Below are 20711 nucleotides of genomic sequence, written 5' to 3'. Positions count from 1 at the left end.
ACAGGTGCATGTTCATTTTTGTATATCGGACAAAGTTTCATATATATCGGACAAAAGCCGTTTGGGCGGAAGATTTTTCGGAGATTGTGCCCTAAGTTCGAGGAAATGTACCCTAACTCCAGAAGATTGTTCCCTATCTCTAAATAATTGTGCCCTAACCCAAAAAGGCAGAGCCACCAATTACAGTGACCCCGCCTTCAAACATCTTAATACTCTTTATAAAGTACGAACTTGCTAGTTAATGCTTCTACACGCGCGCTTGCTTCCGCTAACTTAGCTTCGTCTTGTGAATTTTTTAATGCAAATGCGATAATTGACGCAATTTCATCCATATCCTCTAATCCAAAGCCTCTGCTTGTCACAGCTGCTGTGCCGATACGGATCCCACTTGTTACAAATGGGCTTTCTGTATCAAATGGAATCGTGTTTTTGTTAACTGTGATCCCGATATCGTCAAGAACCTTTTCAGCCACCTTACCAGTTAACCCTAATGAACGAACATCCACTAGTAATAAGTGATTGTCAGTTCCTCCAGACACTAGGTCTAAGCCTTCTTTTTGTAAAGACTCAGCTAATCTAGCCGCATTGCTGACAATATTTTTGGTGTATTGCTTGAACTCATCCGTAAGAACTTCGCCAAATGCTACTGCTTTGGCAGCAATTACGTGCATTAATGGACCACCTTGGATACCAGGGAAGATTGACTTATCAATTTTCTTTGCGAATTCTTCTTTACAAAGAATCATACCACCACGTGGACCACGTAATGTTTTATGAGTAGTTGTCGTTACGAAATCCGCATATGGAACTGGGTTTTCGTGAATTCCAGTTGCCACTAGACCTGCGATGTGAGCCATGTCAACCATTAAGTATGCACCCACTTCGTCCGCGATTTCTCTGAACTTTTTAAAATCAATTGCACGTGGATATGCACTCGCACCCGCAACGATAAGTTTTGGCTTATGTGCTAATGCTTTTTCACGCACATCATCGTAATTGATTTGATGTGTTTCAGGATCCACTCCATACTCCACGAAATTATATTGAATTCCACTGAAGTTTACCGGACTACCATGTGTTAAATGTCCACCATGGGAAAGATTCATCCCAAGTACAGTGTCACCCTGCTCAAGGATTGTAAAGTATACGGCCATATTTGCTTGAGCCCCTGAGTGTGGCTGCACATTTGCGTGCTCTGCACCGAAGATTTCCTTCGCGCGTTCTCTTGCAATGTCCTCCACAACATCCACATGCTCACAGCCACCATAGTAACGACGGCCAGGATACCCTTCTGCATATTTATTTGTTAATACAGAACCTTGGGCTTCCATGACTGCTTCACTTACAAAGTTTTCAGATGCAATCAGTTCAATTTTCGTACGTTGTCGTTGCAGTTCATCTTGAATTGCATGAAATACTTGTTGATCTTGCTCCGATAAATGTTTCATTGGAATCCTCCTTTTAACCGATGTATGAATTATTCGCTAATTTGAAAAATACTTTATCATTGTAACACTTTTATTCGGTAGTAGGAAGATTAAGTTTTTAATTGGATTCTCATTGAAACCACTTAAAAATGAGGGTTAAGGACGTTGGGGCAGCACCACTATTGGTTTTTGTGTCAACTAAATAAAATTACATCTTTTTTATAAAACACGAACGTTATACTACCATTCGTTTAATATTGTTCACTTATCAAAAAAGACAAGGATTCACACCCTGTCTCTACTAACACTTCTTATTTTCCTTTTTATCCGGATAAACAGCTCGCTCGCCGCCGATAAGTTTTGGTCTTACTTTGGCCATTGTGATATGCGCACTCCCAAGTTCCTTTAGTGAACTTCGGATTGGCACCGCAACATGTTTAAGATGCATGCCGATAAAAGTATCGCCAATATCAATTCCCGCTTCAGCCTTAATAAATTCAACCACTATCGGATCTTTAAACTGTCCATATGCATAGGTCGCCATTGCTCCACCTGCTGTTCGAACCGGTACGACGGTTACTTGCTCATAATTTTTATGTAATGCTGTTTCACGCTCCACAACCAGTGCACGGTTTAAATGCTCACAGCATTGAAATGCAAGCTCTATACCTACGCCTTTACGAAGTGAATCCATTTCACTAAAAATCATTTCTGCTACTTCCTCAGATCCTGCTGTACCGATTCGCTCGCCGATGACTTCACTCGTACTACAACCTACTACGAGGAGCTCTCCTTTTTTCAACGAAGCCCTTTCCACAAACTCTGAAAGAATTGTTCGAAGTTGTCCTCTCCATACCTCTATGTCCGCTACCATTTCCAAAACCCTCCTAACTGACTGAAATCAAATACACCTCGACGTATTTGCGCCCAGATTTTAGGCCCACAGGACGTGGGTCATAAAGACATTGCCACAGGATCTGGCGTTTTTAGTCTTTGATCTTACTGCTCGAAAAGTTTCCTTTGAAAATTTGTGGCATCTGCCGGAGGCTTTGTGTTTATTCAGTCAAAGGTTTTATCGTTGGACTGGATAAACACATATACGCCTGATTCAAAAAATCCTCAGGCGCTCCATTTTACTCTTCTGTGCTGTTTTCGTATTCAGTGATTTTATTGATTCTGTTTTCATGACGACCACCTAAAAATTCAGTTGTTAGCCATGCTTTTGCGATTTCACGTGCAAGTCCTGGACCGATAACACGCTCACCCATCGCCAAGATATTGCTGTTATTATGCTCTCGAGTTGCCTTTGCACTAAACACATCATGGGTGAGTGCACAACGAATACCATGAACCTTATTCGCAGCAATACTCATTCCAATTCCAGTTCCGCAAATTAAAATACCACGATCATATTCCCCATCCGCCACTTTTTTTGCCACTGGTAGTGCATAATCCGGATAGTCAACAGATCCTTGGCAATCACACCCAAAATCATCATATTCAATCTTAAGTTCATCCAATAAATCCTTGATTTCTTCACGCAATACTAAACCACCATGGTCTGAAGCAATTGCCACTTTCATTGTACATCCCCCTATATTAAAATTCCTACCCTTATTATACCTAAAAAAGAACTCCCAAACCAAAACAGGAGTTCCTTCATATTAAAATTACAATGTAAATCGTTGAATTGTCTGCTTTAACTGACTTGCTTGGGTGGCGAGCTCCTGTGCTAAATCGTCCACTTCAACAATCACATTTGCCTGGTGCTGGGTTGCTGCACTAACTTCCTGTGCACCTGCGGATGTTTCTTCTGCAATCGCAGCTACTTCTTGTGACTGCAAGGATGTCGCTTGAATGCGGTCCATTTGTTTTTCAACCAATGCAGCAATTTGCTTCACGGCATCTGCTACCTCATGGACAGACGTTGTCATTTCAGCAATGGCCTCATTTGTGATCGTCCCTTTTTTCGCTTCTTCGTTTGCAACTGCAACCTGTTCTGTAATTTGAACAACTACATTTCGAACCTCTTGCTGGATATTTTTAATCAGCTCAGAAATACCTTGAACAGCCTTTGAACTTTCGTCCGCAAGCTTTCTCACTTCTTCCGCCACAACTGCAAAGCCCTTGCCGTGCTCACCCGCACGTGCCGCTTCAATTGAGGCATTCAATGCAAGCAAGTTCGTTTGGCCGGCAATATCACCAACTAGCGAAATAATATTTTCTACTTCCTTTGCATTTGTTTCTAAGCGATTTACCGCTTCTAGCGAAGTTTGGTTATTCTCAACAAGCTTATTAATTCCCGAAATAAGCGAATGCACAACCTCTTTACTATCATTCAACGTATCAACCATTTCAACTGATAGTTTTTGTGAAGTGTTTGCATTTTGTTGAACCTCTTCGGCAATTTGAATAACATCCTCCACAGATTCAGCCGTCTCTTGAATCGACACTGCAGAGCTGTCAGCTCCTTTGGAAATCTCAGAAATAGTGCGATTAATACTTTCTGCTTGCTCAGATGCAAGACTAGAAGCCTTTGTAATTTCAATCACTTTTTCATTCGTATTTTCAAAGTTTTCCTCGATATGTTGAACCATTTCACGTAGATTATGTAGCATTTTATTAAATGCAAGACTCAAGCTACGAATCTCGTCATCTGATTTTGAAACAGGTACATCCTCGCGAATATCCCCATTTGCAGCATGAATAGCCACCTGTTCAAGCTTTTGAAGTGGCTTTGTAATAAAGGATGCCGCAAAATAGGCAAGAATCCCTGACCAGATAATTCCTAATGCCAATGTTCCAATTACAAATACTTGCTGATTCAGCATTTCTTCAACAAAAGGATACACAAAATAAATGAATAACGCAGATGTTGAATACGTTACAACCGCTAAAATAGTTGTAAATAGGACTAATTTTAACCTAAGACCAAATTTGTAGCGCCTTTTTTCCACCCGATTCTCCCCCATAATCTATCTATTTTAGTTTTGAAAGTACTTGATCAATTAATGGTTCAAGTTCTGCATAGGTTTCTCTATATATCTCCACTGGTCCTCCGAAAGGGTCAGATACATCCCCGCTGCCGTCTACAAATTCTTTTAATGTAAACACCTTGGCATGTGCTTCTGGGAAACTGTGAAGAATTGCCTGTTTATGATGATTGGTCATCGTAAAAATACAAGTGGCCCACTCAATATGGTCTTGTGTTAACAATGAAGAAGAATGCTGACACTCTATTCCATTTTCACTTAACACATGGGCAGTATTTGCTGTAGCAGGACTTCCGTTTCCTGCAAAAATTCCCGCAGATTTGACCTCTATGTTTTCCCCAGACTTTTTTCTTAAAATCGCCTCGGCCATCGGACTTCTACATGTATTCCCTGTGCAAACAAATAAAACACGTATCATTTCGTCACCCTCCTCATAGTTGCCCTTACGCTACTTTCGTCCTGCATCTTTAGACAAATTTCGATATAATTTCATTATAATCGAGATTAGCATGAAAGACATAGCCAATATTAAAAAAAGAGCACAGAATTTCATCCGCACTCACAGTTTTGTAATAGTTTTCAAACCTATAAAGGAAGAAGGAGTTTCACACCAAAGACGAGAAGGATGCTGCCACCTAAGACCTCGCTATATGTACCAAGCCAATTCTGGACCTTTCGACCTAAAAGGAGACCAACCCATGAAAGAATCATACTGACGACTCCGAACATGAGAATGACCATGACTGTTTTCGCACCGTATATCCCTAGTGAAAGCCCCACCGAAAAGCTATCTAAGCTCACACTTAAAGCAAAAATAAATAACCCGAATCCAACCGGTGTAATCATGCGTTGTTGATCATCATCCTTGAAGGAGGAAATAATCATTTGTAAGCCTAAAAATAAGAGCAATCCGCCACCTACATAGGTTGCAATGGCTCCAAATGTATCTGATAAAAAATGTCCAATCATCATGCCTGCCAAAGGCATCCACATATGAAACAGACCGATGGTTATCCCGATTGAAAAAATTTGCTTGAGTCTCAATCGGATTAGGCCCATTCCAAGCCCAACGGAAAATGCGTCCATTCCTAAAGCAAACGCCATGATAAATAAGGTTATAAGTTCTCCGAGAAATGCTGTTATATCCATCTTCTACCTCCTTGGACGTGCCTATTTTCAACATATGCATGTACAATTCAAAATAGAAGAAGGATTCCCCAATTTATTCTGTAATCAATTTATGGCCTGCAGCCTTGGTTAACCTGTTCATAATTGCTTGTCCAATTCCCTCGCTTGGAAAGCTTTCACTAAAAATAACAACGACATCACTTTCATCAAATAACCGCAACACATCATAGAGTCTGTTGGCTACCGATTCCAAATCCTCACGCGATCCACACGCAATAATTTTATCCGCCTCATACTTGTTTTCACGTTCTTTCGTTGTAAGGACGCCAACCTTTAAGCCCTCTTTTTGTTTCGCTTTTACGAGAGACTGTATAAATTCCAGCGACCCATTCACAATCGTAAGTGATGCTGTCGGTGCATAATGTTTATATTTCATTCCAGGCGATTTTGGCGCTTCACCTTCTGTTAAAATTGCTTTATCTACCTCTACGACACCACAGACTTCCTCAAGTTGTTCCTTTGTCACTCCACCTGGTCGTAAAATCACAGGCACTTCACCTGAGCAATCTAAAACTGTTGACTCAAGTCCAACACCAGTAGCTCCGCCATCTAATATCCCCGCGATTTTTCCAGTCAGATCATCAGCCACATGCTTTGCCAGTGTCGGACTTGGTTTTCCAGAAAGGTTTGCACTCGGTGCTGCAAGTGGAAGACCTGATGCCGAAATCAATGCCAATGCCACCGGATGACTTGGCATGCGAACCGCAACTGTTTCTAGTCCAGCTGTTACTCTGTTCGACACCGCATTTTCTTTTCTTTTTAATACAAGTGTTAAAGGACCAGGCCAAAACTTTTCGATCAAGCGCTCCGCTTGCTCAGAAATATCCTGCGCAATTTTATATAGCTGCCCGATTGTGGAAATGTGTACAATCAGTGGATTATCGCTTGGACGACCCTTTGCCTCGAAAATTTTTGCAACAGCCTCATTAGATAAAGCATTTGCCCCTAGCCCATACACTGTTTCCGTCGGGAATGCGACCACTTCATTGTTCTTTAGTAGACTTGCTGCCTCATTTATTTGTGGATAAGATTCTAAATTTTGTTGATGTTTATCCACAACCCATTGTTTTGTATCCATGTAACGCAACTCCTATATGAAAATTCCTTAAACTTTTATTCAGTTTAAATCTGAATAAAAGTTAAGCCTCCGGCGGATGCCACGATTTTTCAAAGGAAATTTTTCGAACTAGTTCGAAAAAAATCGGGCGCAAATACGCCAAGTCGTATTTGATTATCTTGTTTATTTGTTATCGCAATATAAAAAAGTATAGGTATTTAAGGGGTAGAAAACAAGTGTTATCCACATTTTGTGGACAATTAACCCGAAAATGTGGATAGTTTTGTGGATATAACCAGTTTTACCACATTCAACACCTAAAGGAAAAAAATCATCCACAACCCATATTTTTCATCACGTTTCACAGATTATCACATTTATCTACATTTTAACAATATTAATTATCCACATTATCCACAATCAGGCTTAATAACTAAATGAAAACCCCCACTTGCGCACATTCCGTCCACAAATAGGGGTTCGAAAAACTATATTATTTTTCAATTTGCGAAACCATGAACATTGGATCCGTCTTTTCAAGAAGCTGTGAGATATGATTTGACTCTTTAATATAGTCCGGAAGCTCAGTCATATCCGCTTGTTTGAAGCCGAGCATCTCAAAAAATTGAATCGATGCTTGCTTATTTGTCGCCAAAAACAGGTGATGTAATTCCTTATGCTTTGCTAGTGAAATAGCACTTTTAAATAAAGTTAGTAAATTTGTTTGGTCCACACCTGGAGAAATGACAAGTGACCTTAACAGTCCATCTTGCTCAATTCTCTCAATCCCTAATGTGGCAAGGATTTTTTGTTCGGCATCTTCCAAAAGAATAAAGTGGTCAATGATCGAATCAATACCATCCGTACTCACTTCTGCTTGTCCTAAAAATGCTGTTACCTTTTCAATATCCTGCTCATTTGCCGTTCTAATTTGTTTCATTTTTTCCACCCCATCTTAGATCAAATTCGCCTCAGCGTATTTGCGCCCGATTTTTAGGCCAACACAATGTTGGTCACTCAGACGTTGTCACAGGATGTGACGTTCTTAGTCTGAGTTCCTTTTTTCAGCCGGAGTTTAAATTCCAACACAAATTACGGAACTTCTGCTGAATAAAGTTATCTAGTAACTACTCTATGAGGGTTTCTATAAAATAGAACCAAATGATAGATTTTTAACTGAATAATGATGTGAAAAATTCAACCAAGAAAAATTTCACCTCAACTTCTTCTTCTTCATTTTCATCAGTAACTTTCTTTTCTTTCTTATCCTTCGTTTCTACTTTTTCTTCCTTCTCAACCTCTTGCTCAATCGCAACATTTTTCCCTTCATCATCAGACGCTTCGACTGCATCACCAGTTGAGAAATCTAAGAAACATAATGGCGGGAACAACACACACCACCAGTTTGCCCCTTCGGCTTCACCTAATGAAATCAGAATGGCTTCGTACTCACCGGCTGGATATAGAAATTGCCCATAAAGCTTTGTAGGGAACTTCACATTACGTCCGTAATCGACCGTATAGGATTGATTACTCTTTTCCTCTTCTAACACTCTAGCAACGATTTTCTCTATTTCTGGTAGTCTCTCTTGAATCAACTCTCTAGCCGCTTCAATTGAAGTTAGTTCTGCCACCCACACTGTAATTTCAGCATTTACCGCATCACGCACCTTGCGCTTTAAAGCTTGATCTTCATCGGAATCACTATTTGCTAAGATACGGAGCCGGATCGCCTCATCGGGAATGACCTCAGCCCCTTGCGCACTTGTTTCTTTTATCAATAAATGGCTATTTGCCCCAATTAACATTAAAAATATAAATGATATAATCGCAATTTGTTTACTCATTCTCTAGCACCATCCCTTCACAACCCATTCTCGCCAAAAAAACAAAATCCTAAACTACCAAATTTAAAAAATCTATTAAACTATTTTTTTGTGGGCGTACTCATTTAGGATCAAAGACTAAGAACGCCACGTACTGTGGCAACGTCTTTGTGACCCATATCGTGTGGACCTAAATAAATTGTAAAGTTGACTTTACAAAATGTATAGTTGACTTTACAATGGAATTAGAAACAATTGGAGGATATTGTAAATGGAGATTAAAAATCGCGTGAAAGAGCTCCGTGCAAAGCATAGCCTGACACAGGGCGCTCTTGCTGAAAAGGTCAATGTAACACGGCAAACCATCGTCGCATTGGAAAAAGGAAGCTATATCCCTTCACTACTGCTAGCCATGAATATTGCATATACGTTTCACTTGCCAATTGAAGAAATTTTTTATTTGGAGGATGAGGAAAGATGAGTATTTTTCGTAATGTCATGTATTCGGTTATTACACTGGCTATCTTTGGCTGGGGATTGTCGGCATTGTATTATGCCCAAATTGATTTTGCAAAAATCGTACTAACCAATCAAGCACCACCTTGGTTTATTGAAATTAATGTCATGCCTATTTTTATCGCCATTGTTGTAGGCATCATTTTTTCAGCACTTACCTTGCCAAAATTAAAAAAGAAGCGAAAGTCATGGAAAAAAGTGTTTTTATTGCCTGTTGAATTTGAAGAAGGTGACGAGCGTGAAAAGGAACTCACTGGAAAAGCTTGTCGAGCTTCATATATTAGTATGTGGTCCACATTCCCATTCATCGCGGCCCTATTCTTACTCTATCCATTCATCTCTGAAATGGTCCCATACTACCCTATTATTCTATTTTTGCTTTATCCATTGATTCAGGTTGTTACCTACTTTATTTCGTGGAAGAAGAATTACTAGGATCGATGGCTGAAAAGGCGGTATAGCGCAATAAACGAACCGGATAGCGCAATTATCATAATTTAAGCGCAATCGTCAATATTAAAACGCAATTACCGTAGTATAACGCGCAATTATGCCTTATGATGGCGCAATCAGGTCCTCGAACATCAAAAAAAGGCTTGGATCACTACCCCAAGCCTTTTCTAAAACCCTATTTCTGCAAATACCATTCGATCTTTTCCATTAATATCGTCCACGACTTCTACTTTTGCCCCAGAAAATGTGTCTACTAACATGGAAGCAACTGCTTCTCCTTGTCCAACCCCCACTTCAAACGCCACAATTCCTTTTTCATTCAACACAAGTGGAATTTCTTTCATGAAACGACGATAAAAATCCAATCCATCTTGACCACCAACTAACGCCCGTAGTGGTTCATGGTCCTTCACCACCGTTGATAAGGTCGCAATGTCTTCTTCAGGAATATATGGTGGATTTGAAACGACTACATCAACCTTCATACCTTCATCCATTAAAGGGCTTAATAAATCTCCTTCAAAGAATCTCACTTTTGCACCTAACCGTTCAGCATTTTCCCTCGCCACATCAATAGAAGCTTTTGCAATATCCACTGTCATCACGTCTAGTTGCTGATTTTCAAGTGCGAGCGATACTGATATCGCTCCACTTCCCGTCCCAACATCAACGACTTTGATAACTTCGGTCGCACCAAATAATCGCTCAATCCTTGCTAACAATCCTTGGACCAATTCTTCCGTCTCAGGTCTCGGGATCAAGACTTCCTCGTTCACCAAAAATCTGCGTCCGTAAAATTCCTCATAGCCAATGATGTGTTGAACCGGAACCCCGCTCACAACCTTTTCTATGTCTGCAACAAACTTTGCCTTCACAGCACCATCTAGTTCTTCCCGAAGTTCAGCAAACAGCTTAGCCCGATTCATGCCCAAATAATGACACAACAGCATTTCCCCAATATTTTCATCCCGACCATTTTCCCGTAAACAAGAAGAAGCCCATTTGAGGGCTTCGAGTATTTTATGAAATGCAGCCATTATTCGGCTTGTTCCATTTTTCTTGCTTGGTCTTCCATGATTAAAGCATCGATGACTTCATCAAGTTTCCCAGCTAGGATTTGATCAAGCTTTTGAATCGTTAATCCAATCCGGTGGTCGGTCACACGGTTTTGCGGGAAATTGTACGTTCGGATACGCTCCGAGCGGTCACCAGTACCTACTGCTTGTTTACGGTTTTGATCGTATTCTGCTTGAGCTTCCTGTTGGAACTTGTCATAAACACGGGCGCGTAATACCTTCATTGCTTTTTCTTTATTTTTGATTTGGGATTTCTCATCCTGAATGGAAACCACAGTTCCAGTTGGCAAATGCGTTAAACGAACCGCTGACATTGTCGTATTAACACTTTGTCCCCCAGGTCCACTAGAAGCAAATGTATCAACACGAATGTCTTTTTCATGAATTTCGACTTCAACTTCTTCTGCTTCAGGTAATACCGCAACAGTTGCAGTTGATGTGTGGATGCGTCCGCCTGATTCTGTTTCAGGAACACGTTGCACACGATGGGCTCCATTTTCAAATTTCAATTTAGAAAATGCACCTTTTCCGTTTATCATAAAGATAATTTCTTTAAATCCACCAACACCAGTTGAGTTTGTGTCCATAACATCAATCTTCCAGCCTTGGTGTTCTGCATATCGACTGTACATGCGGTATAGGTCACCAGCAAATAACGCAGCCTCATCTCCACCTGCAGCACCGCGGATTTCCATGATTACGTTTTTGTCATCATTCGGGTCCTTCGGCAATAAGAGCACGTGAAGACGATCCTCCAGTTCCTCTATTTGGTCCTCGAGTTCGTTGATTTCTTCTTTCACCATTTCACGCATCTCTGCATCGAGCTTTTCTTCTAGCATTGCCTTCGCATCGGTAAGCTGTTCCTTAACCTCTTTGTACTCTCTATACTTTTCAACTGTTTCTTGTATATCAGATTGTTCTTTTGAATAATCACGCAGTTTTTTTGTATCACTGACGATATCTGGATCACTTAAGAGTTCATTTAGTTTTTCATAACGAGCTTCTACAGCCTCTAATCGATCGAACACGGTCTTCACCTCAAAATTTAGTCCATAACAGTATAATTATAGTATAGGGTAACCTTATAGGTCAAAGCAAATTACCATCGAAAAGCGGAGACGCCTTGAATAAGGAACATCGACTAATTACTGCCACGTCCTGTGGCAAACGTCTATGTCAACACTTCCTCCAAAATGCAATGCATTTTCTTCGTACGATGATTATGCTGCCGAAGTTTTCCTTGTCCTGTGCAAATCCGACAAGCATAAGAAAAGCCGTCGAGAAGGATGCCCTTTATCCTTCTTGACGGATTGGCTAGACCAGAGAGAGGCTAGGCGCTGCAGCTAGACACCAAGACATCGAAAAGAAGATGCATGTCACCCCATTTAGTAATTTTATTCATTAACTATATCATCAAAAAGCCTGCAGTATACACCACAGGCTTTTCAATCAACTTTCCTTCTTTAAAATTTCAATCGCTTCTGAGAATTCCTTATCAACCTCAGCATTTGGTCGATATGTTGCCAAGCTTACAAAGTACGTTACAACCCAACAGATGATGAATCCGGGAACAATTTCATAAAGGGTATCCGTTAACAGTTTCACATTCCCCCAAATTAAAACGGTAATCGCACCAGCAACCATTCCCCAAAAGGCACCTGTAGCTGTAATCTTCCGCCAATATAAGGAAAGTAAAATGACTGGACCGAATGAAGCACCAAATCCTGCCCACGCGAACGAAACGATTTTCAAAATAGACTCGTTATTTGGCCAAGCGAGCGCCATCGCTAAAATCGATACTACAAGTACAGCCATCCTTCCTAAAAATACATATCGCTTATCCGATGCATCAGTCTTAATAACTGCTTTATACAAGTCTTCTATGAGTGCCGAGGATGTCACAATCAACTGCGAAGAAATCGTACTCATAATCGCAGCAAGTATAGCCGCAAGCATAATTCCCGCAATAAAAGGATGGAAAAGAATCTGCCCCATAACAATGAAAACTGTTTCCGGATCCGTGAGTGTTCCGTTCGTTTGCTGAAAATAAGCTATCCCGATTAGTGCCGTCGCAACAGCTCCAAATATGCTAAGAACCATCCACCCGATTCCAATACGACGTGCACTTTTCACTTCTTTAACCGAGGTGATCGCCATAAAACGAACAATAATATGTGGTTGCCCGAAATAACCAAGCCCCCATGCAACCGCAGACAAAATCCCAAGGAAGGAAGCACCTGAAACAAGATTCAACATTTTGGGATCAACTGCGCGAATGCTCGTTGCTGTTTCCGAGAGACCACCGGTAAAAAATATCCCGACGATCGGAACATGTAAAAGGGCGACAAACATAATAAGTCCTTGAACAACATCCGTATAGCTGACCGCTAAAAATCCACCAAACAAAGTATAGAAAATGACAACGCCTGATACGATTAAAAGCCCAATGTGATAATCAAGTCCAAATGAACTGTAGAAAAACTTACCACTCGCTACCATTCCGGAAGAGACGTAAAAAGTAAAGAAAACAAGAATAATCATCCCTGAAGCAATCCGTAAAAGACGAGATTTGTCTTTAAGACGATTTTCTAAAAAACTCGGAATTGTAATGGAATCCTTGGATATTTCCGTATATACGCGCAAACGTGGTGCAACGAGTACATAGTTCAAATAGGCACCGACTGAAAGACCGACCGCAATCCAAGCTTCAACAAGCCCGCTTACATAAACTGCCCCAGGAAGCCCCATGAGCAACCAACCTGACATATCAGCAGCTCCAGCACTTAGGGCTGTCACCGCTGGTCCAAGTCCACGCCCTCCAAGCATGTAGTCCGTCAGGTTAGATGTACGTTTATAGGCATACCACCCGATAAACACCATCCCAGCCAAATAAATAATAATAGCTAACAATTGATATACATCACTGGTCATTATAAAACCTCCTTAAAAATATACCGTGGTGTATTTGCACCAACTTATTATTCAGTCGGAGTTTAACCTTTGAGTGATTTGGAATGCATTTTTTGCATTCATATCACCACTATAGAAGTGCGAAACTTTTGCGAAATAAAGTTAATATGGCATTTCGTACACCTCATGTTTTTCATACTATTATTAAAATATAGAAAATATAACTGTCATCACCTAACATCCTAGGATATAGTACTATTTTCATATATTATTAGACCTATACGCTTCCCACATTTAACACTAATTACCCCTAATTTCGCTGTCGAAACACAGATTTAATGTAGGATTGGTTCTTTCTTTGACGAAAAGCTTCTAGTTTTGTCTACCCGGAAGGATTTTACTGAAAAAGGGAGAATCGTAGTAGTATATACAGAATCGGAAAATCAAAATAGGGGGAGTGGTTGGTGTGAATACTACGGAGTTCGCAAAAAAATTGGGAGTTACTAATAAAACCGTTCGGAAATGGATTAAAAACTTCGATATACCATGTGATAAAAATGAATATGGCCATTATGTGTTTGAGGAAAAAGACCTTTCACTTTTCGAAGGAATACGGAATCAAGTGAAATCTGGGGTCCCATCTGATAAAATCGAACTATCACCACCAGAGCCTAGGAAGGGGACCGTACGGAAAATGGTACAAGCTTCAGATAAAACACTCTCGGAAAAATTAAACGCGATAATGGATCGGATCAAAGAGAACGAAAGACAGATTGAGGAAAAAGCAAGTGATGTTGTATCCTACCAGCTTTTACAGCATCGCAAGGAAATAGATGAACTCCAAAAAAAGATGCAGAAAATGGAGGAATATATCGAGCAGCTTGAAAGGGAAAAAGAAGAGCTCCAAAAACAAACAGCCGTTACCCTTGAAAAAGTCGAAGGGTCAAGAAAACGCAAAAGAGTACTTGGATTTCTATTTTAAGATCAGGACAGACAGCCTGGTCTTTTTTATTTTAAAAAGGAAAAAGCACCCCTGACTGGGGCGGAGATTTTCCGGTTAATTGCAAATTTGAGCTCTTTTCGGGGTATATAAGGGGAGATATTACGACTATGTAAAGCAAAATCACTAATTTCCATGTTTTTTGAGTCGATAGGCGGAAATCCTACGTTTATTTCAGACTATTTTTATAATCATTTCCAATTAAACGGAATTTTTCCGTCTATATATCAGCTCGAGTGCTTAAGCTAACCTGACAGACGCCTGGTCTTTTTTCGTATTCAAAAAAGCACCCCAACAGGAGCGCCTTATAATTTCATTGTATCTTTTTGAATAACTGATTTTAAAAGCGGTTTTCCCGGTACTTCGTGATGGTGACGGCAACGCGGCTCGTATGACTCGGAAGCACCTACCAAAATAACTGGATCATCATAGGATGCTGGTTGTCCATTGATTAAGCGCTGTGTTCTGCTTGAAGGAGAACCACATACAGAACACACAGCCTGTAATTTCGTTACCATCTCAGCTAATGACAGTAACTCTGGAACCTTTCCAAAAGGCTCGCCGCGGAAGTCTTGATCCAAACCTGCAACGATGACACGATGTCCACGGTTTGCAAGAATTTGAACAACATCTACAATCTCGTCATCAAAAAATTGCACTTCGTCAATTGCAACTACATCTGTATCCGCGGAAACCTGCTCCAAAATCTTTGTAGATGTTGCAACTGGTTTTGCGTCAAAGGATGTTCCATTATGAGATACAACAGAATTTTCACTATATCGATTATCAATTTGAGGCTTAAATACCTGAACAGATTGTCTTGCAAATTCAGTACGACGTACACGTCGAATCAACTCTTCGGATTTTCCTGAAAACATGCTTCCACAAATTACTTCAAGCCAGCCACTTTGCTTCATAATATACATGAAACGAAGGTCTCCTTTCCTCGGTTAAGTATTACCCGAGTCACCTAATTAAGAGGATTATTTTATATGAGGTAAATACTATATAATTGCGAGTAAAAATAGGTTTAGTAGCACAAAAAACAGGCAAGAAGAAAAAACTTGCCTGTTTTTGGCTTTTCAAATCGATATTATTTAATACCGTATTTTTTGTTGAATTTATCTACACGTCCACCTGCATCAGCGAATTTTTGACGGCCTGTATAGAATGGGTGACACTCTGAGCATACCTCAACGCGTAACTCCTCTTTTACAGAACCAGTTTCAAATTCATTTCCACAAGCACATTTCACCATAACTTTTTTATAGTTTGGATGAATTCCTGATTTCATTCGTCTCATCTCCTTCCGCCCTGAATCATTGATCGAAACAGAGTTACGTTTTAGCAAAATTGCATGTACAATTTCGAAAACCTAAAACGCACATGTTGAAATTATAACAAGTGAATCGTTGAATTGCAACTTAATCCTGCTGTTAAAATTCGTTAATTTTTCCAACATGATTTCATTACGGACTCATGATACCACACACTTCTTATGCTTCAGGTCTACTATTGCTTCTTCTCGCAACTGCCGCTTTCTTTTCAGCGTCAAGTATTTCAAAGAACTCTGCATTTGTTTTAGTTTGCTTAAGCTTACGTAAAAATTTCTCTGCAAAATCTGGTGAATCTGACATTGCTTTACGGATTGCCCAGATTTTATCAAGGTTTTCTTTTTCAATAAGGAGTTCTTCTTTACGTGTTCCAGATCGACGAATGTCGATCGCAGGAAAAATACGTCTTTCAGCAAGTGAACGATCTAAGTGAAGCTCCATGTTACCTGTACCCTTGAATTCCTCGTAGATTACATCATCCATACGTGAACCTGTATCAACAAGTGCAGTTGCTAGGATTGTTAAGCTTCCGCCTTCTTCAATATTTCTCGCTGCCCCGAAGAAACGCTTTGGACGGTGGAATGCAGCTGGATCAATCCCCCCTGATAATGTACGTCCACTTGGAGGAATAACAAGGTTATAAGCTCTTGCAAGACGTGTGATACTATCCATAAGAATGATCACGTCACGTTTGTGTTCAACAAGACGCATGGCTCTTTCAAGAACTAGTTCAGCAACCTTAATATGGTTTTCTGGCACTTCATCGAAAGTTGAACTTACAACATCACCTGTTACGGAGCGTTCGATGTCTGTAACCTCTTCTGGGCGCTCATCAATTAATAATACAATCAATTCAGCCTCTGGGTGGTTTGTCGTAATGCTATTTGCAATTTCCTTGATAAGCATGGTCTTACCAGCCTTAGGAGGCGCTACAATTAGACCACGTTGTCCAAAACCAACTGGTGCCAATATGTCCATAATTCGTGTTGAAATATGGTTTGGCTTTGTTTCTAAAATCACTTGACGATCTGGATATAGAGCTGTTAGACCAGGGAAGTGGACACGTTCCTTTGCCGTTTCTGGGTCATCACCGTTCACAGCCTCAACGTGAAGAAGACCGTAATAACGTTCATTTTCTTTTGGAGGACGTACTTTACCTGATACCTTATCCCCATTTCTTAGATCAAAACGACGGATTTGAGAGGCTGAAATGTAGATATCCTCTGAGGATGGTGAATAGTTGATTGGGCGTAAGAATCCGAATCCTTCTGATTGGATAATCTCAAGAACACCCTCCATAAATAAAAGGCCGTCCTGCTCAGCGCGGGCTTTTAAGATCGCAAAGATTAACTCTTTCTTCGTTAATTTGCTATAGTAGGAAACCTTATATTCACGTGCTAATTCATATAATTCTTTTAGCTTCATGTTTTCAAGGCTTGAAATTGTAATGCTCATTCGTACACCACTCTTTTTTTAGTTTATTTTCTATTTCTCGTAAATGCTCTCCAATAGATTTGGTTTTGAGATTCGTTCAAAGATTCATTCGTCCATCATATAAAGCGTCTTCGTATTTTTTCTTTTAAAAAAAGAGATAGATAAAACAATTTATATGTTTTGAAATGGATAGAATGAATACAGAAGCATTCTGAGGGTAACATAGAAGTTTTCATCGCGGGACTTATTTTTTCTGCCGGGCAATGAATTCCTTGTTGAATTGATAGAAGTAAAATTGCAAGATGAATCTTCTTTATTTTACCCTATCCTCGTGTTTTTAATCAATACCTTCTTTGATAGAGTTATGACGTTTCGATGTCAAGACCCTTATAAAATCGGGAAAAGCGAGTACAAAGACTCGCCTCTATCCTATTTAATTACTAAATTTGGTTTTTTCTTCAGGCTGTGTCTGCCGTCTATGAATCTAACAGTTCCAGATTTTGCACGCATAACGAGAGAATGAGTTGTCCCGATTGTGCCTTTAAATTGAACACCGCGTAAAAGTTCACCATCTGTGACACCTGTAGCTGCGAAAATAGCGTCGTCACCGGTAACTAAGTCTTCCATTCCCAAAACCTTTGTGACGTCTAGTCCCATTTTTATACAACGTGCTAACTCTTCATCTGTTTGCGGTAGAAGCTTTCCTTGGATTTCTCCTCCTAAACACTTTAACGCGACCGCTGAAAGGACACCCTCCGGAGCACCACCGGAGCCAAATAAAATGTCTACACCTGTATGATCGAATGCTGTATTAATCGCACCAGCAACATCACCGTCATTAATTAGCTTAATACGAGCTCCTGCTTCGCGTAGCTGTGCAATGATATGCTCGTGTCTTGGGCGATTTAAGACAGTTGCCACAACGTCTTCGATATCTTTGTTTTTTGCTTTTGCGACTGCTTTAAGGTTATCAATAATGGGTGCGTTAATGTCAATTAACCCGACTGCTTCCGGCCCGACTGCGATTTTTTCCATATACATGTCTGGAGCATGAAGCAAATTCCCATGATCGGCTACCGCAAGCACAGAAAGCGCATTCCATCCACCGGACGCTAAAATATTAGTTCCTTCTAATGGGTCAACTGCAACGTCCACCCTAGGTCCGTAGCCATTTCCAAGCTTTTCGCCTATGTAAAGCATTGGGGCTTCGTCCATTTCTCCTTCTCCGATGACAACTTGTCCCTTCATAGGGATTGTATCAAATACGTCCCTCATTGCAGAGGTTGCTGCGCCGTCTGCCTCGTCTTTTTTACCGCGACCCATCCAACGGGCTGATGCCAAAGCTGCCGCTTCAGTAACACGTACAAGCTCCATAGATAAGCTTCTTTCCACGATCCTTCCCCCTTGCTGATAGTAGTCTCTTTTTCGGTGTATCTTTGAGTTTTAACCCCTAACATAATTCCTCATAACATAAAAACGCTTTCTCTCTACTTTTCCTTTTAAGGATACATGAAAACTCCCACTTTTTGTAGTGGGAGTTTTGTAATTTTTATTCAATTATGAATTTTGGACTTGTTCTATTTCTTCTTCTGTTAAACTTTCTCTCCAAATCGTTGCACCTAAGCCTGTTAGTTTTTCTTCTAAATGGCTATAGCCACGATCGATATGCTCTAATCCCGTAATCTCGGTTACACCTTCTGCCATAAGGCCTGCTACTACAAGTGCTGCACCTGCGCGCAAATCACTTGCCTTAACCTTTGCACCTTGTAGTTGAACAGGTCCAGTGACGATCGCTGAACGACCTTCAACTTTAATTTGTGCATTCATGCGGCGCAATTCGTCGATATGCTTAAATCTCGCGCCGTAAATCGTATCTGTTACAACGCCAGTTCCACTAGCTTTTGTGAGCAAGGATGTAAAAGGCTGTTGAAGATCGGTTGGGAAACCAGGATACACGAGCGTTTTAATATCAACAGATTTTAAATCCTTATTTCCGGCAACCCAAATTTGGTCGTCGCTTGTTTCAACTGTTACACCCATTTCACGGAACTTGGCAATCAAGGATTCCAAGTGAAGTGGGATTACATTATCAATTAATACACCTTCACCCATAGCGGCACCAATAATCATATATGTACCAGCTTCAATACGGTCAGGAATAATGGTATGGCGGCAGCCCTGTAAGGAATCCACGCCATCGATGCGGATGACATCTGTTCCGGCACCTTTAATTTTTGCACCCATGCTTGTTAATAATGTCGCAACATCAATTATTTCCGGTTCTTTCGCGGCATTTTCAATGACAGTACGTCCCTTCGCACGCACAGCAGCTAGCATGATATTAATGGTTGCACCAACACTTACAACGTCAAGGTAGATACGAGCACCTCTAAGCTCATCTGCACGGAGGTAGATTGCGCCTTGTTCGTTCGTCACTTTTGCACCCAGTGCCTCAAAGCCCTTTATATGTTGATCAATTGGTCTCGGACCTAGATGACAGCCACCAGGTAAGCCAATTACTGCCTTTTTAAAACGACCGAGCATCGCACCCATTAAGTAATAGGATGCACGAAGCTTTTTTACTTTTCCGTTCGGTAATGGCATTGACACAATATTGGATGGGTCAACATAGATTTCTTCTTTATTTATTTCTACATGGCCTCCGATTTCTTCAAGCAAATCACCTAAAATTTGCACGTCTGAGATATCAGGTAGACCTTCAATTGTAACTGGCGATTCTGCTAAAATTGTTGCTGGGATAAGGGCAACTGCACTATTTTTTGCCCCACTGATTTTTACAGTTCCTTTTAGTGGATAACCGCCTGCTATTTTTAGTTTTTCCATATGTGGCTCCCTTCTAGCGAAGATGACGGTTTTGTAAGGGAAACCCTGAATTGCCATGGATACAACCTGTCCGGCGACCATTTCTGGATGAAATTTAGCTTTTTAGGCAGTTCGATTCCCTTATTTACGTTACGTGAGAAAGTAACGACACTTCACTTGAATTGGTATATTTTAACATAAATTTACTGCATGACTGTACGAGTATTAATTCTTAGTTTACACGAAAATATGAAAATCATGTATCATTTTATCCTTTTTCACCAAAACAATCAAATTCACCTACTGAAGATATTTCTTTAGGTAATAAAACCATAGGACTAAAGTGCTTCTTTTCGTTTTTATTTTTGAGATATAGTTTTTAGTGTGATTGAAGTGAATCTTGTTGAAGGGTCTTTATCATATACGTTGCAGAGTTGATCAAAGTTTCAATTCCTTTGGGTAAGTTACAAATCAGCCCCTTCCACTTTTTTTGTGTGTTTACTTGTAATTACCCCTATACTGATACTCCCATTTGGTTGGCAAGACTTCATAATAACCCCTTGCGCTTTTCTTTGTGTCTAGCTCAATAAGCCATCGGCTCGAGGTCACAAGCCATTCACTTCTGAAGGCACACTACGCATTCTGTCAGTGCCTGACTTGTGCTTGACTTGCAC

At 40.4% G+C, this 20711-nt stretch carries 20 protein-coding genes and 1 pseudogene; 3 read left to right on the top strand and 18 right to left on the bottom strand.

The window, feature by feature from the left end; genetic code table 11:
- Window positions 1–206: 206 nt before the first annotated feature.
- The 10 genes and pseudogenes from glyA to spoIIR all read right to left on the bottom strand — a co-directional run bounded on the left by glyA (window position 207) and on the right by spoIIR (window position 8512).
- Entirely contained in the window at window positions 207–1448 is a 1242-nt protein-coding gene (gene glyA / locus V7147_RS00555; RefSeq protein WP_335365914.1) for a serine hydroxymethyltransferase, read from the bottom strand.
- Between the two features lie 280 nt (window positions 1449–1728).
- A complete protein-coding gene (locus V7147_RS00550; protein ID WP_335365913.1) occupies window positions 1729–2301 on the bottom strand; it encodes a TIGR01440 family protein in 573 nt (190 codons plus the stop codon).
- Between the two features lie 259 nt (window positions 2302–2560).
- Window positions 2561–3010 carry a ribose 5-phosphate isomerase B gene (gene rpiB / locus V7147_RS00545; protein ID WP_335365912.1) on the bottom strand — a complete coding sequence of 150 codons (450 nt, stop codon included), beginning with the start codon at window positions 3008–3010 and terminating at the stop codon, window positions 2561–2563.
- A gap of 87 nt (window positions 3011–3097) precedes the next feature.
- Window positions 3098–4024, bottom strand: coding sequence for a methyl-accepting chemotaxis protein (locus tag V7147_RS00540; protein WP_438824521.1), 927 nt, complete (start codon window positions 4022–4024; stop codon window positions 3098–3100).
- Between the two features lie 12 nt (window positions 4025–4036).
- A pseudogene (locus V7147_RS25140) lies at window positions 4037–4258 on the bottom strand (HAMP domain-containing protein); the annotation flags it as partial.
- 148 nt (window positions 4259–4406) lie between these two features.
- Window positions 4407–4838 carry a low molecular weight protein arginine phosphatase gene (locus tag V7147_RS00535; RefSeq protein WP_335365910.1) on the bottom strand — a complete coding sequence of 144 codons (432 nt, stop codon included), beginning with the start codon at window positions 4836–4838 and terminating at the stop codon, window positions 4407–4409.
- A 167-nt stretch (window positions 4839–5005) separates the two neighbouring features.
- Window positions 5006–5569: a manganese efflux pump MntP gene (locus V7147_RS00530; protein WP_335365909.1), complete on the bottom strand. Its 564-nt coding sequence runs from the start codon at window positions 5567–5569 to the stop codon at window positions 5006–5008.
- A gap of 73 nt (window positions 5570–5642) precedes the next feature.
- Window positions 5643–6686 (bottom strand): L-threonylcarbamoyladenylate synthase, encoded by a 1044-nt coding sequence (locus tag V7147_RS00525; protein ID WP_335365908.1) that lies wholly within the window; start codon window positions 6684–6686, stop codon window positions 5643–5645.
- Window positions 6687–7158: 472 nt separating this feature from the next.
- Complete coding sequence (locus V7147_RS00520) at window positions 7159–7605, bottom strand: GNAT family N-acetyltransferase (protein WP_335365907.1); 447 nt, start codon at window positions 7603–7605, stop codon at window positions 7159–7161.
- A gap of 232 nt (window positions 7606–7837) precedes the next feature.
- On the bottom strand, window positions 7838–8512 hold the full coding sequence (gene spoIIR / locus V7147_RS00515) for a stage II sporulation protein R (protein ID WP_335365906.1): 675 nt from the start codon (window positions 8510–8512) through the stop codon (window positions 7838–7840).
- 250 nt (window positions 8513–8762) lie between these two features.
- Between spoIIR and V7147_RS00510 the strand changes: the two genes are divergently transcribed.
- Both V7147_RS00510 and V7147_RS00505 read left to right on the top strand, forming a co-directional pair.
- On the top strand, window positions 8763–8972 hold the full coding sequence (locus tag V7147_RS00510) for a helix-turn-helix transcriptional regulator (protein WP_335365905.1): 210 nt from the start codon (window positions 8763–8765) through the stop codon (window positions 8970–8972).
- Window positions 8969–9442 (top strand): hypothetical protein, encoded by a 474-nt coding sequence (locus V7147_RS00505; RefSeq protein WP_335365904.1) that lies wholly within the window; start codon window positions 8969–8971, stop codon window positions 9440–9442. Before V7147_RS00510 ends, V7147_RS00505 begins: the two co-directional genes overlap by 4 nt.
- Before the next feature lie 185 nt (window positions 9443–9627).
- On the opposite strand, the gene prmC is transcribed toward V7147_RS00505, so the two are convergent.
- From prmC to putP, 3 genes are all read right to left on the bottom strand, one after another.
- Entirely contained in the window at window positions 9628–10497 is an 870-nt protein-coding gene (gene prmC, locus V7147_RS00500; protein WP_335365903.1) for a peptide chain release factor N(5)-glutamine methyltransferase, read from the bottom strand.
- The gene (gene prfA / locus V7147_RS00495) at window positions 10497–11564 is read right to left on the bottom strand and encodes a peptide chain release factor 1 (protein WP_335365902.1); all 1068 of its coding nucleotides are present in this window, start codon (window positions 11562–11564) and stop codon (window positions 10497–10499) included. The genes prmC and prfA overlap by 1 nt, the downstream gene beginning before the upstream one ends.
- Window positions 11565–11985: 421 nt before the next feature.
- Entirely contained in the window at window positions 11986–13467 is a 1482-nt protein-coding gene (putP, locus tag V7147_RS00490; RefSeq protein WP_335365901.1) for a sodium/proline symporter PutP, read from the bottom strand.
- Window positions 13468–13912: 445 nt separating this feature from the next.
- Here putP and V7147_RS00485 point away from each other — a divergent pair, with 445 nt between their 5' ends.
- Window positions 13913–14428, top strand: coding sequence for a MerR family transcriptional regulator (locus V7147_RS00485; RefSeq protein ID WP_335365900.1), 516 nt, complete (start codon window positions 13913–13915; stop codon window positions 14426–14428).
- Between the two features lie 323 nt (window positions 14429–14751).
- Here V7147_RS00485 and V7147_RS00480 read toward each other — a convergent pair whose 3' ends face one another.
- From V7147_RS00480 to V7147_RS00460, 5 genes are all read right to left on the bottom strand, one after another.
- Entirely contained in the window at window positions 14752–15372 is a 621-nt protein-coding gene (locus V7147_RS00480; RefSeq protein ID WP_335365899.1) for a thymidine kinase, read from the bottom strand.
- Window positions 15373–15539: 167 nt separating this feature from the next.
- Entirely contained in the window at window positions 15540–15740 is a 201-nt protein-coding gene (rpmE, locus tag V7147_RS00475; RefSeq protein WP_053403734.1) for a 50S ribosomal protein L31, read from the bottom strand.
- A 202-nt stretch (window positions 15741–15942) separates the two neighbouring features.
- Window positions 15943–17235, bottom strand: coding sequence for a transcription termination factor Rho (rho, locus tag V7147_RS00470; RefSeq protein ID WP_335365898.1), 1293 nt, complete (start codon window positions 17233–17235; stop codon window positions 15943–15945).
- Window positions 17236–17643: 408 nt separating this feature from the next.
- Complete coding sequence (glpX, locus tag V7147_RS00465) at window positions 17644–18606, bottom strand: class II fructose-bisphosphatase (RefSeq protein WP_335365897.1); 963 nt, start codon at window positions 18604–18606, stop codon at window positions 17644–17646.
- 165 nt (window positions 18607–18771) lie between these two features.
- Window positions 18772–20058 (bottom strand): UDP-N-acetylglucosamine 1-carboxyvinyltransferase, encoded by a 1287-nt coding sequence (locus V7147_RS00460; RefSeq protein ID WP_335365896.1) that lies wholly within the window; start codon window positions 20056–20058, stop codon window positions 18772–18774.
- Window positions 20059–20711 lie beyond the last annotated feature (653 nt).

It is taken from the genome of Bacillus sp. JJ1521, assembly GCF_036965165.1.
In the GTDB taxonomy this organism is placed as follows: domain Bacteria; phylum Bacillota; class Bacilli; order Bacillales; family Bacillaceae_L; genus Ferdinandcohnia.
The sequence above is the reverse complement of the archived record's forward strand: the minus strand, read 5'-3'. Positions and strand labels throughout refer to the sequence as shown.

Excerpts from the sequence above, each read along its gene's own strand:
- glyA (WP_335365914.1), bottom strand. The coding sequence starts at position 1,448 with ATGAAACATTTATCGGAGCAAGATCAACAAGTATTTCATGCAATTCAA.
- V7147_RS00550 (WP_335365913.1), bottom strand. The coding sequence starts at position 2,301 with ATGGTAGCGGACATAGAGGTATGGAGAGGACAACTTCGAACAATTCTT.
- rpiB (WP_335365912.1), bottom strand. The coding sequence starts at position 3,010 with ATGAAAGTGGCAATTGCTTCAGACCATGGTGGTTTAGTATTGCGTGAA.
- V7147_RS00540 (WP_438824521.1), bottom strand. The coding sequence starts at position 4,024 with ATGGTTCAACATATCGAGGAAAACTTTGAAAATACGAATGAAAAAGTG.
- V7147_RS00535 (WP_335365910.1), bottom strand. The coding sequence starts at position 4,838 with ATGATACGTGTTTTATTTGTTTGCACAGGGAATACATGTAGAAGTCCG.
- V7147_RS00530 (WP_335365909.1), bottom strand. The coding sequence starts at position 5,569 with ATGGATATAACAGCATTTCTCGGAGAACTTATAACCTTATTTATCATG.
- V7147_RS00525 (WP_335365908.1), bottom strand. The coding sequence starts at position 6,686 with ATGGATACAAAACAATGGGTTGTGGATAAACATCAACAAAATTTAGAA.
- V7147_RS00520 (WP_335365907.1), bottom strand. The coding sequence starts at position 7,605 with ATGAAACAAATTAGAACGGCAAATGAGCAGGATATTGAAAAGGTAACA.
- spoIIR (WP_335365906.1), bottom strand. The coding sequence starts at position 8,512 with ATGAGTAAACAAATTGCGATTATATCATTTATATTTTTAATGTTAATT.
- V7147_RS00510 (WP_335365905.1), top strand. The coding sequence starts at position 8,763 with ATGGAGATTAAAAATCGCGTGAAAGAGCTCCGTGCAAAGCATAGCCTG.
- V7147_RS00505 (WP_335365904.1), top strand. The coding sequence starts at position 8,969 with ATGAGTATTTTTCGTAATGTCATGTATTCGGTTATTACACTGGCTATC.
- prmC (WP_335365903.1), bottom strand. The coding sequence starts at position 10,497 with ATGGCTGCATTTCATAAAATACTCGAAGCCCTCAAATGGGCTTCTTCT.
- putP (WP_335365901.1), bottom strand. The coding sequence starts at position 13,467 with ATGACCAGTGATGTATATCAATTGTTAGCTATTATTATTTATTTGGCT.
- V7147_RS00480 (WP_335365899.1), bottom strand. The coding sequence starts at position 15,372 with ATGTATATTATGAAGCAAAGTGGCTGGCTTGAAGTAATTTGTGGAAGC.
- rpmE (WP_053403734.1), bottom strand. The coding sequence starts at position 15,740 with ATGAAATCAGGAATTCATCCAAACTATAAAAAAGTTATGGTGAAATGT.
- rho (WP_335365898.1), bottom strand. The coding sequence starts at position 17,235 with ATGAGCATTACAATTTCAAGCCTTGAAAACATGAAGCTAAAAGAATTA.
- V7147_RS00460 (WP_335365896.1), bottom strand. The coding sequence starts at position 20,058 with ATGGAAAAACTAAAAATAGCAGGCGGTTATCCACTAAAAGGAACTGTA.